11 protein-coding genes and 1 pseudogene are annotated in these 13244 nt (G+C 72.5%); 7 read left to right on the top strand and 5 right to left on the bottom strand.

Features of this window, described 5'->3' with window-relative positions:
* Nucleotides 1–83: 83 nt before the first annotated feature.
* Nucleotides 84–251, top strand: a complete 168-nt coding sequence (locus tag OHA89_RS11440; RefSeq protein WP_406366074.1) for a hypothetical protein — start codon at nt 84–86, stop codon at nt 249–251.
* Between the two features lie 23 nt (nt 252–274).
* Here the strand turns inward: OHA89_RS11440 and OHA89_RS11435 are convergent.
* From OHA89_RS11435 to eccE, 3 genes and pseudogenes are all read right to left on the bottom strand, one after another.
* Nucleotides 275–352: pseudogene (locus OHA89_RS11435) on the bottom strand (hypothetical protein); the annotation flags it as partial.
* Between the two features lie 112 nt (nt 353–464).
* A complete protein-coding gene (locus OHA89_RS11430) occupies nt 465–1163 on the bottom strand; it encodes a hypothetical protein (RefSeq protein ID WP_215148779.1) in 699 nt (232 codons plus the stop codon).
* Nucleotides 1160–2434, bottom strand: coding sequence for a type VII secretion protein EccE (gene eccE / locus OHA89_RS11425; protein WP_266614664.1), 1275 nt, complete (start codon nt 2432–2434; stop codon nt 1160–1162). Before eccE ends, OHA89_RS11430 begins: the two co-directional genes overlap by 4 nt.
* 258 nt (nt 2435–2692) lie before the next feature.
* Here eccE and eccB point away from each other — a divergent pair, with 258 nt between their 5' ends.
* The 4 genes from eccB to OHA89_RS11405 all read left to right on the top strand — a co-directional run bounded on the left by eccB (nt 2693) and on the right by OHA89_RS11405 (nt 6453).
* The gene (gene eccB / locus OHA89_RS11420; RefSeq protein ID WP_266614662.1) at nt 2693–4282 is read left to right on the top strand and encodes a type VII secretion protein EccB; all 1590 of its coding nucleotides are present in this window, start codon (nt 2693–2695) and stop codon (nt 4280–4282) included.
* 11 nt (nt 4283–4293) lie between these two features.
* Complete coding sequence (gene mycP / locus OHA89_RS11415) at nt 4294–5544, top strand: type VII secretion-associated serine protease mycosin (RefSeq protein WP_266614660.1); 1251 nt, start codon at nt 4294–4296, stop codon at nt 5542–5544.
* Between the two features lie 213 nt (nt 5545–5757).
* On the top strand, nt 5758–6102 hold the full coding sequence (locus OHA89_RS11410) for a WXG100 family type VII secretion target (RefSeq protein ID WP_215148787.1): 345 nt from the start codon (nt 5758–5760) through the stop codon (nt 6100–6102).
* A 42-nt stretch (nt 6103–6144) separates the two neighbouring features.
* A complete protein-coding gene (locus OHA89_RS11405; RefSeq protein ID WP_215148789.1) occupies nt 6145–6453 on the top strand; it encodes a WXG100 family type VII secretion target in 309 nt (102 codons plus the stop codon).
* Between the two features lie 69 nt (nt 6454–6522).
* Here OHA89_RS11405 and OHA89_RS11400 read toward each other — a convergent pair whose 3' ends face one another.
* Together OHA89_RS11400 and eccCa are read right to left on the bottom strand one after the other, a co-directional pair.
* Nucleotides 6523–6768, bottom strand: a complete 246-nt coding sequence (locus tag OHA89_RS11400) for a DUF397 domain-containing protein (RefSeq protein ID WP_215148791.1) — start codon at nt 6766–6768, stop codon at nt 6523–6525.
* Nucleotides 6769–6844: 76 nt separating this feature from the next.
* Nucleotides 6845–10798: a type VII secretion protein EccCa gene (gene eccCa / locus OHA89_RS11395; protein WP_406366071.1), complete on the bottom strand. Its 3954-nt coding sequence runs from the start codon at nt 10796–10798 to the stop codon at nt 6845–6847.
* Nucleotides 10799–10994: 196 nt separating this feature from the next.
* Here eccCa and eccD point away from each other — a divergent pair, with 196 nt between their 5' ends.
* Together eccD and rpsO are read left to right on the top strand one after the other, a co-directional pair.
* Nucleotides 10995–12500, top strand: coding sequence for a type VII secretion integral membrane protein EccD (gene eccD, locus OHA89_RS11390; protein ID WP_266614656.1), 1506 nt, complete (start codon nt 10995–10997; stop codon nt 12498–12500).
* A gap of 183 nt (nt 12501–12683) precedes the next feature.
* Nucleotides 12684–12971, top strand: coding sequence for a 30S ribosomal protein S15 (gene rpsO / locus OHA89_RS11385; protein ID WP_215148797.1), 288 nt, complete (start codon nt 12684–12686; stop codon nt 12969–12971).
* Nucleotides 12972–13244 lie beyond the last annotated feature (273 nt).

Here is a 13244-nt window from a genome sequence, read left to right as displayed (position 1 = left end):
CCGGAGCCGGGGCCGGCGCGGGGGCCGCGTCGACCGGAGTCGACTCGGCCGGAGCCGGAGCCGGGGTCGTCAGAGGCGTGGGCATGCCCGAGCCGTCGGACGGGGTCCGCGGGGCCGGCGGCGCGATCCGCATCGTCGGAGGCGAGGCCACGTCCGACGGGCGGTGGGGTTCAAAGCCGCTGCCCTCGGGCAGCCCCGGTACCTGCGCGGCCGGAGCCGCGCCCTGGGTGTACCAGGCCGGCGGGGTGTAGTCGATGGTGAACTCGCCCGTCAGCTCGGGCTCCGCGTCGGACTGATCGTCCGTCGGGACGTCCCACGTCCCGCCGCGCCTCTCGTTCCGATCGCCGCTCACTGGTCCTCCTGGTCTGTCGAACACTGGTCCGGCGCCCACCTCGACGCCGCGCCCACGCTCAGCCTAATCGCGGCCCGGTACCGGTGTCCGCCCCCGTCTGCCCCGCCGGCGCTCAGTCGATCCGCCGGGCCGGGCCCAACAGGCCCGTCTCCGCTTCCGTCCCCTGGGTCATCACGAACTGCCGGTCCCGTGGCGTACACCACAGCGTCACCCCGTCGCCCAGTGTCGGCAGGGAATCCACCGCGGGCCGCGGCAGGCTCATCAGCCGGCCGATCTGCTCCGCCTCGTCCGGCGACACCCGCTGCACGCCCACCAGCGACGACTGCTGGAGCAACCGCGGCGCCGTCGGGCTCAGGTACGGCAGCAGCGTCAGCACCGACTGCCAGGGCCCGGCCACCACGCGCCCGCGCGGCGGCCGCATCCCGCAGTCCCGGATCACCAGCACCGGGCTGCCCGCCGACGCGCCCTGCGGGGGCACCCGGCCCACCTCGTGCAGGGTCACGCACTGCTGCCCGCCGCCCGCCGCCTGGGCCAGCCCGGACCACACGTGCCCGCGCCCCGTCTCCACCGCCACCCGCGCACCCGTGGCCGCCGCGCGCAGCGCCAGCACCTGCGCCGTCCACAGACCGCCGATCAGGGTCACCTCGTACGGGGTCGGCCGGTTGACGCCGAGCACCGCCGGCCGCCCCTCGGCGTCCACGCCGATGACGACCCCGTCGTCCCCGACGGGCAGCGCGAGGGCGTCGAGGTCCACGGCGGGCACCACGTGCCGTTCCCGACGCGGGCCGACCAGCCCGAAACCGCCCCTCATCGCGCCCCTCCCAGCGGCAGCGAAGCCAGCAGCCCCGGTACCTGTTCACGGTCGAGCCGGACCAGCCCGGTCTTCACGCCCCGCGCCGTCCGCTCCAACTCCCGCCGGGCGGCGACCAGTTCCTCGTCGCTGCGCCCCGTCACCCGGACGTGTCCGGTCAGCGTCACGCCCTGGCGCTCCGCCGGGGCGATCGTCAGGCTGAAGTTCGTCGCGAGAGCCGGCAGTGAGGTCAGCAGCGCCACGAACTGCGGCAGCGCCGCCGCCCCCGCGCCGCCCAGCTGCGGCCAGCGGCCTATCCAGTACGTGGTGTGCCGCCGGTCGTCACAGCGCCAGGTCCGCGGGGTCTCCTCCGTACGCCGCCCCGTGCTGGCCGACCGCCCGGCCTGGGTGATGGCCATCGGGTTCGCGCACGAGGAGGTGGCCAGGGCCGCCGTGAGTTCCTGCTCGGTCAGCACACTGGCTTTGAACCCGGCCCCGGCCAGCCGGCTCGCCAACTGGTCCGCCGCGCGCACCACACACCGCTGGGCACCCGCCAGCCCGCCGCCGCGCGCGGTGACCGCCTCGGGGCACAGCTCCGGGTCGAGCTTGAGCGCGATCCAGGTCAGCCGCACCGCCGGGGTGCCGGTCCGGGCCTGCAGCGGCGCGTAGTTGCGCGTGGCCATCGACTGGGCGGGCAGGTGCGGGGCCGGCGCGGGCTGGGTGTGCTGCACCAGCTGCGCGGACTCCAGCCGGATGCCGTCCACTTCGAGGATGTCCCGTACGACGGCCAGCGGCAGCGGCCGCGCCCCCCGGTCGGGCCGCAGTGCGGTGGCGTCCGTGTCCACCTGGACGACCGCGGTCAGGAAGGTGCCGTCGCCGATCATGCCGACCGGCCGCCGGTCGCGGTCGTTGAACGTGAGCGTGCGCAGCGCCGGATCGGCCTCGACGAGCGGCGCCAGCCCGGGCTCCGTGCCCGCGGGCACGGTCAGGGACGCGGCCCGGCGCCGTCGCGCGCGCAGCGCGAGCGCACCGCCGATCCACTCGGGCAGGGAGCGCTGGTGCCGGCGTACGACCGCGAGCACCACCAGGACGAGCGCGAGGACACCGGCGGGAACCAGCAGCATCGGTTCGACCACCCAGGCCACCAACAGGACGGCCGCGGCCACCTGAAGCAGTACGAGCTGTTGCAATCGGAACGGACCGAACCGGCCGGGGCTCGACTTCGGATGCGGCGTCACCCCGCCGTGTGCGGGTGCGGCCGCGCCGGTCTGCGGCTGCGTTGCCGTTGCCATCACTCGCGCACTTCCCCTTTCGGTGCCCAGACCCCGTGAGTTCCGGCACTGCGCGACGGCAGCCGCGCGATCCCGGAATCTCCCCAATCCACCCCAACGAGCCCTGATTACCCCGGTGTGGAAGGCGCTGAGCGGCACCCTCACCCTACCCGGCCCCTGCATACCGTCGGTCAAGAGGCATAGTAGGTGCCCGGTCCGACAATCGAGGCTCGGGGACCGTACTCACCGACCGGGCCGTGCGGGGAGAAGCAGGCGGTCATGGCATCACGACGTGATGAGCTCAACGCGTACACCTTTGCGAAGCGGCGCACGGTGGCCGCGTTCCTCCAGCCGTCCGCGACGGGCACCGAGGAGGGCGCGCCGCGCCCGCTGCGCGCGGTCGTCCCGGGCGTGATCGTCGCCGCGGTCGTGCTCGCCGCCTTCGGCGCCTGGGGCATGTTCAAGCCCACGGCCCCCAAGGGCTGGGCGGACGCCGGTACCCAGGTGCTCGTCGGCAAGCAGTCGACGACCCGGTACGTGGTCCTGACGACGAAGGTGAACGGCAAGGACCAGACCCGGCTGCACCCGGTGCTCAACCTCGCCTCCGCCCGACTGCTGCTGGACCCCTCGAAGTTCAAGGTGATCCAGGTCGACGACAAGGTCCTGGACGCGGGCAAGCCGCCGCGCGGCCCCATCATCGGCATCCCCTACGCCCCCGACCGGCTCCCCGCCAAGGAGGACGCGGCCAAGGCCAAGCGCTGGGCCGTCTGTCAGCAGCCGGGCGGCAACGGCCGCGGGGTGCAGACCGCCACCTTCGTGCTCGCCGACCGCGAGGCGCACCTGACGGACGACGAGCGCAGGCTCACCGACACCCAGACGCTGTACGTGCAGAGCACCGGCGCGGGCAAGGAGCGCTACCTGGTCGACGCGGCGGGCACGAAGTACAAGTTCCCGGAGGGCACTGCGGCCGCGGGGACGATGACCAACGCCCTGGTCGGCACGAGCGCCACCCCGCAGCAGGTCACCGAGCAGTGGCTGGCGACCCTCAACTCCGGTGACGACCTGGCCTTCCCGCAGCTGCCCGGCAAGGCCGGCGCCAACGCCGACGTCAAGGGCCTGGTCACCGCCGACAACAAGGTCGGCATGGTCCTGACGGCCCAGACGGGTTCCGGCACCCAGCACTACGTGGTCCTGCCCGGGAAGGTCGCGCCGGTCTCCGAGTTCGTCGCCTGGCTGCTGATCTCCGCGCCCGCGACCGACGGCCTCAACATGCACGGCAAGGCCCGCGAGGTCGACCTCCAGGCCCTCAGCCCGGATCCCGCCCCCTTCGCCGGCGACGTCAAGTGGCCGCAGAAGAAGGCGGAACGGGTCAACCAGAGCGCACCGGCACCCGGAGCCCAGGCCACTGGCCCCGGCGGCCGCGACACCGTCTGCAACGTCCTGCGCGCGGTCGACGGCCAGGGCAACCAGACGCTGAGCACCTGGGCCGGCACCGGCTTCCCCATCGACATCACCGCCAGCGGCACCAGCGCGTACGTCACCCCGGGCTCGGGGCTGCTCTACACGCAGGTCCAGGGCAAGCAGACGACGGCCGGCGGCTCCCTCTTCCTGGTCACCGACACGGGCCTGCGGTACGCCGTCCAGGCCAACGGCGACAGTGACGCCGAGCAGTCGAAGATCGGCGCCCCCGACCAGCAGGCGAAGGGCGGCACGGCGGGTGCCCCCGGGGCCCCCGAGCCCAGCCAGGCGCAGATCCGGCTCGGCTACGCGGGCGTGGCACCGGCCATGGTGCCCATCGCCTGGTCGGAGTTCCTCTCCAAGGGCCCGCGGCTGGACACCAACTCCGCCCGCCAGCCGCAGGGTTCGTGAGGAAGCCGCCGATGACCCAGCTCCCGCAGCGGCCGCACGCCCTGCTCGCCGCCGCCTTCGCCCTCGCCGGGGTCTGCGCCGCCGCGCCCGCCACCGCCGGGCCCGCCGCGCCGCAGCCCCCGTACGCCCTGCGTCTCGACGGCGCCGGCGAGTGCACCTTCCCCATGAAGAAGCAGATCGAGGACCGCCCCTGGGCCCTCCAGCGGCTGCTCCTCGACGAGCTGTGGGCGCACACCAAGGGCAAGGACAAGAACGGCAACAGCGTCCGCGTCGCGGTCATCGATACCGGTGTGGACCGGGCGAACCCCCAGCTCAGCGGCGCCCTCGACGTCGGCGCCGGCAAGGACCTGATCGATCCCAAGGGCGGCGACGGAACCACCGACACCGTCGGCCACGGCACCAAGGTCGCCGGACTGATCGCGGCCCGCCCCCAGGAGGGCACCGGCTTCGTCGGGCTGGCCCCCGACGCCACGATCATCCCGATCCGGCAGAACGACGGGCAGGGCAAGGGCAACGCCCTCTCGCTGAGCCAGGCGATCGACCACGCGGTGGCCAAGGGCGCCCAGGTGATCAACATCTCCCAGGACACCGACGTACCGCTGACCGCGGACTCCGAGCTCGGCAAGTCCGTGCAGAAGGCCGTCGACGCCAAGGTCGTGGTGGTGGCCTCGGCGGGCAACGACGGCATCAGCGGCGAGAAGCGCAAGACCTACCCGGCGGCCTTCCCCGGCGTGCTCGCGGTGGGCGCCTCGGACCGCAACAACGAGCGGGCCGCCTTCTCCCAGCCCGGCGACTTCATCGGGGTGGCGGCGCCCGGCGTCGACATGGTCTCCACGGTCCCGGGCTTCGGCCAGTGCATCGACAACGGCACCAGCTTCTCCGCCCCGTACGTCGCCGGGGTCGCCGCCCTGCTCCGCGCCAAGCACGGGGACTGGTCGGCGCAGCAGATCGTCTGGCAGATCCAGAACACCGCCGAACGCTCGGTCAAGGGCCGCGACGACTACGTCGGCTGGGGCATCGTCGACCCGGTGCGCGCGCTCAGCCAGGACCGCGAGGTCCCGAAGGCACCCGTCCCGGACCCCGGCCCGCCCCCGGCGGCCGCCCCGGAGGCGGCCGCGCTCCGGCTCACCGAGACGGCCCAGGAGCGGGAGGAGCGGTTCGGCACGTACGCTCTCGGCATCGGCGCCGTCCTCATCGCCGTCATCGCGGGGACGGCGACCGTCATCCGGGACGCACGCAGCCGCAGACGCCGTTTGCAGTGAACGGTCACAGTTCATCTACGGAAGCAACCCACTGGTGTTGGGCCGTGAGGCTGAACTGACTAGAGTGACGGCAGGCTTCACGAATGTGATCGGGGGATCGCGTGAAGCGGAGGGGGATGTCCGGGGCGCGTGACTCAAAACCGCGCCGGGAACGTCCGCTCCGCCACGCAATCCGCCGGTTCTGCCGGCGAATTGAGAAGTGAGGAGCTTCGGATGACGAATAATTTCGGACTCGCGGACGATCCGGTCGTCAAGGCGGCCAACAGGATCGGCGAGACGGCCAACGCCGTCACCACCCAGGCCCGCGAGCTGGCCGACATCATCGCCACCGTCAGCGCGGGCTGGACGGGTGTCGGTGCCGCAGGTTTCGCGAAGGCCCAGACGGACCTCAACACGGAACACGACGAGATCCGCCGGCTGCTCGGGGTCCTGCACCACGCGGTCTCGCAGACCAAGAACCTGAGCAACGCCCAGGACGAGGACGTACGCGCTGCATTCCGGGCGGTCGCCCCCTCCGGCGGTGCGGGCGGCGGCCGGTCCGGCCTCGAGGGCATCTGACCGGCGTCGTTCCCAGCCACCACCAGCGCGAAGGAGAAGATCATGTCGGGAAATGACGGCAACACCCGGGTACGGTACGAGACCGTTCAGCAGATGGCGGACCGCATCCGCGTCGTGTCGAACAACATCATCAAGGACCTGAACGAGATGGAGCAGGCCGTGAAGGTGGTGACCGACACCTGGGACGGTGAGGCGCACCGCGAGTACGTCACCCTCCAGAACAAGTACAAGCGCATCGCCGACGAGATGCAGAAGAAGCTGGAAACCGTCGCCAAGCTCATCGAGCAGGGCAAGGGCGACTACCGCGCCACCGACGTGAAGGCCTCGCGCCTGTTCACCGAGGCCTACTGAGCCCGGTACACCACGTACGAAGGGGCGCGCCCGCACCGGGCGCGCCCCTTCGGCGTACCGCCGCCCGTCTCAGGGCCGGTGGCGGTCGAGGTCGAACTCGCCGTCCCGGGCCCCGAGTACGAAGGCGTCCCACTCGGCCTTGGTGTACCGCAGCACCGTGTCCCGGTCCAGCGAGGACCGCATGGCCACCGCGCCCTCGGGCAGCCGGGCGATCTCGACCCGCTCCTCGTCGGGGCTGGTCCCGGGAGGGCCCTCCCACTCCACGCCGCTGATGTCGAGCGCGTACAGCTCGTCCTTCTCCTGCTGGGTGCCCATGTGCGGCCTTTCCCCTCGGTGGCGCGGTCTTCACCGCCGATTATCGGTGCTGCGCCGCCGAGGGGAACCGGTTTCCTCACATTCCCGGCATCCGCCCGAGCTGCACCAGCGAGGTGCCCCGCCTGCGCGAGGCGAAGTACGCCCGGCCCGGCGGCATCGGACGCGGCCGCACGTTGCCGACCAGGTCGCCCTCGGACGGATCGCCGGACAGCACGACGCCCTGCGCGCCCAGCTCCTTGATCCGCTGCATGAACGGCTCGTACATCGACCTCGAGGCACCCGCCGAGTTCCGCGCGATGATGAAGCGCACGCCCGTGTCCCGGGCGAAGGGCAGGAAGTCCACCAGCGGCGCCAGCGGATTGCCCTGGCTCGTGGCCACCAGGTCGAAGTCGTCGATGACGATGAACACGTCCGGCCCCGTCCACCAGCTGCGGTCGCGCAGCTGTTGCGGAGTGACGTCGTTCGGCGGCTGGCGGCGGGAGAACACCCCGCCCAGCGCCTCCATGTGCATCTGCAGCGAGCTCGCCATCGGCGCGTACTCCAGCAGGTGTGCCTCCGGCAGCGCCCCGAGCAGGCTCCGCCGGTAGTCGCCCACCACCAGGCGCGCCTGCTCCGGCGTGTACCGCTCCGCGATCTGCTGGGTGATGAGCCGCAGCAGGTTCGTCTTGCCCGACTCGCTCTCGCCGAAGACCAGGAGGAACGGGTCGGAGTCGAAGTCGACGAACACCGGCTCCAGGTCCGTCTCGTCGATGCCGATCGCGATCCCGCGGCCCGGGTGGTTCCCGCCCCTGGGCAGCTGGTCGGCGTGGAGCAGCCGCGGCAGCAGCCGCACTCCGGGGGCCGCGGGCCCCGCCCAGTGGCGCTTCACCGCGTCCACGAAGGCGGCCGTGGCCTCCGACAGGTCCGCCGCGTCGTGCGAGCCGTCGATCCGCGGGAGCGCGCCCAGGAAGTGCAGCTTCTCCGGCACCTGGCCGCGGCCCGGCATCCCCGTGGGGACGTTCGCCGCGACCTTCCGGTCGAACTCCGAGTCCATGACGTCGCCGAGCCGCAGCTCCAGCCGGCTCAGCATCTGGTCCTTGAGCGCCGAGCGGACCTCCATGTACCGCGCCGCGGTGATCACCACGTGGATGCCGTAGCCCAGACCGCGGGCCGCGATGTCCGTGACCACCTGCTCCAGGCCCTCGTACTCGCCGCGGAAGCCGCCCCAGCCGTCGATGACCAGGAACACGTCGCCCCACGGCTCACCGGGCAGGTCGCCCGCCGCCCGCCGGCGCCGGTAGGTGCCGATCGAGTCGATGTTGTTCGAGCGGAAGAACTCCTCGCGGCGGTTGAGGATGCCCCCCACCTCCGCGACGGTACGGCGCACCCGCTCCGGGTCCAGCCGCGAGGCGATCCCGCCCACGTGCGGCAGCTCGGCGATCGAGGACAGGCTGCCACCGCCGAAGTCCAGTCCGTAGAACTGCACTTCGCGCGGGGTGTGCGTGAGCGCGAACGAGGAGATCAGCGTCCGCATCAGCGTGGACTTGCCCGACTGCGGACCGCCGACCACCATCATGTGGCCCGCCGCACCCGAGAAGTCCCGGTACAGCACCTCGCGCCGCTGCTCGAACGGCTTGTCGATGAGGCCGAGCGGCACGACGAGCCCGCCGGGGCGCGTGTACCCGTCCGCGTGCAGCCCGCGCTCCGTGCTCGGCGCCAGCGCCGGCAGCAACTGGTCCAAAGGCGGAGCCTGGTCCAGCGGCGGCAGCCACACCTGGTGCGCCGGCACCCCCTGCCCCTCCAGCCGGCTCACGATCACGTCCAGCACCGTGTCCGCGAGCGCGTCGTCCTCCCGCGCCGACTGCGCCGCCAGATACGCCGGGTCGGGGGCCGCGTACACCACCGGCACCGGAGCCGCCGTGAACAGCGCGGGCCGCCGCTCCACCGGGAACAGGCCCACCGACAGGTCCGGCCCGCCCGAGCGGTAGGTCCCCGAGACGTACGCCGCCTTGAACCGGGTCATCTCGTCCGTACCGAACTTCAGATAGCCCGAACCGGGCACCGACGGCAGGTGGTAGGCGTCCGGCACACCGATCGCCGTCCGTGACTCCGCCGCCGAGAAGGTCCGCAGACCGATCCGGTACGAGAGGTACGTGTCCAGCCCGCGCAGCTTGCCTTCCTCCAGCCGCTGCGAGGCCAGCAGCAGGTGCACGCCCAGCGACCGGCCGATCCGGCCGATCTGGATGAACATGTCGATGAAGTCGGGCTTCGCCGTCAGCAACTCGCTGAACTCGTCGATGACCAGCACCAGCGAGGCCAGCGGCTCCAGCGGAGCACCCGCCGCGCGCGCCTTCTCGTAGTCGTGGATGTTCGCGTAGTTGCCCGCCGAGCGCAGCAGCTCCTGACGGCGCTGCAGCTCGCCCCGGATCGAGTCGCCCATCCGGTCCACGAGCGTGAGGTCGTCCGCAAGGTTGGTGATGACCGCCGCCACGTGCGGCATCTGCCCCATGCCCGTGAAGGTCGCACCGCCCTTGAAGTCGGCGAGGACGAAGTTCAGCGTCTCCGAGGTGTGCGTGACCGCCAGACCCAGCACCAGCGTGCGCAGCAGCTCCGACTTGCCGGAACCGGTCGCGCCCACGCACAGGCCGTGCGGCCCCATGCCCTCCTGCGCGGCCTCCTTGAGGTCCAGCATCACCGGAGCGCCGTCCTCGCCGACACCGATCGGCACGCGCAGCCGCTCACCGGCCGACCGCGGCCGCCAGGTCCGCGCCACGTCCACCGCGGCCGCGTCCCCCAGGTTCAGCAGATCCGTGAAGTCCAGGTTGGCCAGCAGCGGTTCGTCGTCGTCCCCGCCGCCCGTGCGCAGCGGGGCCAGCTGACGGGCCAGCGCCTCCGCGGCCGGCAGCGACAGGGTGTCCGGCGTGCCCTCGTACGCGACGCCCGCGCCCGACTCCAGGCGCAGCCGGCCCGGTCGCACCACGACCGACAGCCCGCCGCGCGGCTCGTCCAGCTCGCCCGCGACCACCTCGACGATGGTGACGCCCTGCAAACCCTCGGCCGCCGCGAAGACCGAGTCCGGCGGCACCATTCCGCCGTCGAGCACGACCACCAGGTGCGGCTGGTCCAGCACCGGGGACACGTCACGGCTGAACCGCGGCCGCCCCTCCAGCCGGGGTGCCAGCAGCCCCTCGAGCTCACCCAGGTCGTCGCCGAACAGCCGCTTCGTACCGGCCCCGTCCACCTGCCCCGGGACCTGCGCGTGCGGCAGCCACTTCGTCCAGTCCCACGACGGCACCGCACCCGGCGCGGCCACCACGGCCACCACCAGGTCCTCGGGGGAGTGCAGCGTCGCCAGCTGCGCCACCAGCGCCCGCGCCGCACCGCGCGCCGACTCCGGCTCACCCGACACGGTCACGTGGTAGAACGCCCGGATCGACACCGCCATCGGCAGCCCGTCCAGCGAGGAGTGCACCTTCAGGAAGCGCTGCATCGCGCCCGCAGTCAACGGCTCCAGCTCGTCCACCGGCGCCGTGTCCGGCGCCACCAGCGCCGTCGACAGGCGCTGCGAGCCCAGCCCGAGCCGCGCCTGACCGAAGTCCGCGTCACCGACCCGCCGCTCCCACAGCCGCGAACCCTCGGCCACCACCGACCACAACTGCTCCGGAGCCGGGTGCAGGTACAGCTGCGCGTCGCGCTGCGCCCGCGCGGTCCGGCGTACCTGACGACGCGTCTGCGCAAGGTATTTGAGGTAGTCCCGGCGCACATCGGCCATTTGCCCCTGCGTACCCCGGCGGTGCCGCACGAGCTGCGCGACCACCATCGCCACCGTCGACACCAGCATCAGCACACCCATGATGCGCATGAACGGCGCAGCACCCGGCATGAAGAAGAACACGACGGAGGAGCCCATGCCGAGCATCGGCAGGAGCTGCATCAGCATGCCCTCCTGCTGCCCCCGCGGTAGCTCCGGCGGTGCCTCCAGCCGCAGCTCGTCCGAAGGCACTTCGGGCGGCAGGGACCGCGGCGGGCGTTTGACGACGATCTGGCTCACCGGAGCATCAATCCCTCGAAAACGGACGGGACACCGCAACCGGCGCCCCCAAGTCCCGGGCGGGGAGGGGGTCTCCTCCACGCGTCGGTGATCCTACTTGCCGACTGTCGGGCAGACGCCCGGTAGGGTGGCGCGCGCAGTATGCGCATCCGCGAATCGTCCGCCGCCGCGGGCACCAACACGGGGGGTCACACAGGTGAGTACGGCCGCAACGACGGGCTTCTGCAGGGTCACCGTCGTGGCCCCGGACAGCCGGATCGACGTCGCCCTCCCCGAGGACATCGCCGTCGCCGACGTCTATCCCGAGCTGCTGCGCCTCACCGGCCAGACCCAGCCCGTCGGCGCCCCCACCGGCTTCCACCTCGTACGCCGCTCCGGCACCGTCCTCGACGGCGCCCGAACCCTCGCCGCCCAGCAGGTCCTCGACGGCGAGGTGCTCAGCCTCCGCCCCTTCGCCGAGTCCCTGCCGCCGGCCGTCTTCGACGACGTCTCCGACGCCGTCGCCTCGGCCGTCGTCCGCGACCGGCACCGCTGGAGCGACGACATGCTGCGCGGCGCGGGCCTGGCCGGCGCCGCACTGCTCCTCGTCATGCTCGGCTTCGTCCTCTGGTACGCCGACCCCCTGCGCCACGACATGCACGGGCTGCCGGGGATCATCGCGGGCGCCGTCGGAGTCCTGCTCACCGCCGTGGCCGGCGTCCGCGCCCGCGTCTACCGGGACCGGGGCTCCGCCGTGGCACTCGGCCTCGCGGCCCTGCCGCAGCTGCTGATCGCCGGCTCCGGGATCATCGCCCCCGCCGCCGGCCAGGGCCCCGGCCGCCTCCAGTTCCTGCTCGGCTGCGTCTGCGTCCTCGTCGCCTCCGTGGCGCTGGTCGCGCTCACCCCCAGCGGCGACGCCCCCTTCGTCGCGGCCACCTTCGTCGCCGCCACCGGCACGCTGGCCACCTTCACGGCCATCGCCACCGGCGCCTCCGCGACCGCCACCGCAGCGGCCTGCGCACCCGTCGCCATCGGCCTCGTCGCCTTCCTCCCCGGCCTCTCCGCCCGCTTCGCCCGCCTGCCCATCGGCTACGCCGCCCCGCAGAGCGCCACCGAGGATTACGAGACCCCGGACCGCTACGAGACCGAGCCGTACGGTGACCGGCCCGGCACCGACCAGCACGACCCGGGCGCCACCCTCGACGCCGAGCAGATCGCCGCCCAGGCCCGCCGCGGCCACGAGATGCTGCTCGGCCTGGTCGGCGGCTGCGCCGCGGTCGCCGTGGGGGCCGCCGCCGTCCTCGGCTTCTCCGACAACACCTGGGGCAGGCTGCTCGCGCTCGCCACCGGCCTCGCCATGCTGCTGCGCGCCCGGCTCTTCCGCTACACCTCCCAGGTGGTGTGCGCCCTCGCCGCCGGCCTCGTCGCCATCGCGCTGCTGATCCTGGGCCTGGCCCTGCACCCGCCGGCCGACCTGATCGAAGCCCTGGTCCTGAAGCAGGACCACAGCGGCATGGACCTCCGTACGATCTGGCTGACCGCCGCCGTCTCGGCCGGCGCGGCCCTCCTCGCGGGAATTGCGCTTGTCATCCCGCGCAAGGGTCTGTCACCCTTCTGGGGAAGGCTGCTCGACCTCACCGAGGCGGCGGTCCTGCTGAGCCTGGTCCCGCTGGCCCTGGCCGTGCTGGACGTCTACTCCCGGGCCCGCGCTCTCACCAGCTGAGACGCCGCGTCCCGGCAGCCTGGTACGCTGTGTGACGGCCGTTTGTGTACGCGTCCCCCGGACTCCTCGACAGAGGGTCTGTGGACTGCGCTCAGCGGACCTCGCCTCCCGAGTTACGGAAGATCCCCAGAGAATTCGACCTGGGGCACTCGGTGGCACTGAAGACCTAAACGAGGAGTACGCGTGCCGCTCGACGCCGCTACGAAGAAGCAGATCATCAGCGAGTTCGGTGCCAAGGAGGGCGACACCGGCTCTCCCGAGGTCCAGGTCGCGATGCTCTCCCGCCGCATCTCGGACCTGACCGAGCACCTCAAGACGCACAAGCACGACCACCACTCCCGTCGTGGTCTGCTGATCCTGGTCGGCCAGCGTCGCCGCCTGCTGCAGTACCTGGCCAAGAAGGACATCCAGCGCTTCCGTGCGCTGGTCGAGCGCCTCGGCATCCGCCGCGGTGCGGCCGGCGCCAAGTAAAGCGCTGTGGAGGGAGCGGTTCCCACATCCGGGGGCCGCTCCCTTTGCTGTACGTGCGGACCGGACCGGACCCTTTGTAGTCTGGAAAGGCCGCACGTGCGCGTCTGAGGCAGACGCGCACAACTGAAGAGGAGGAGCGCCCTCCCGACGCCGCCGGTCCTCGGTAGTGGCACCCGGAATGCCCCAGGGGCAACGAACCGGATGCTTCGATCGAAGACCGGCCCGCACGCCAGGAGCGCTTCTCCGCAACCGTCCACCGCCACACGGGCGGCG

It is taken from the genome of Streptomyces sp. NBC_01546 (assembly GCF_045208355.1).
GTDB lineage: Bacteria > Actinomycetota > Actinomycetes > Streptomycetales > Streptomycetaceae > Streptomyces.
This window is presented reverse-complemented; position numbering and strand designations above follow the sequence as displayed.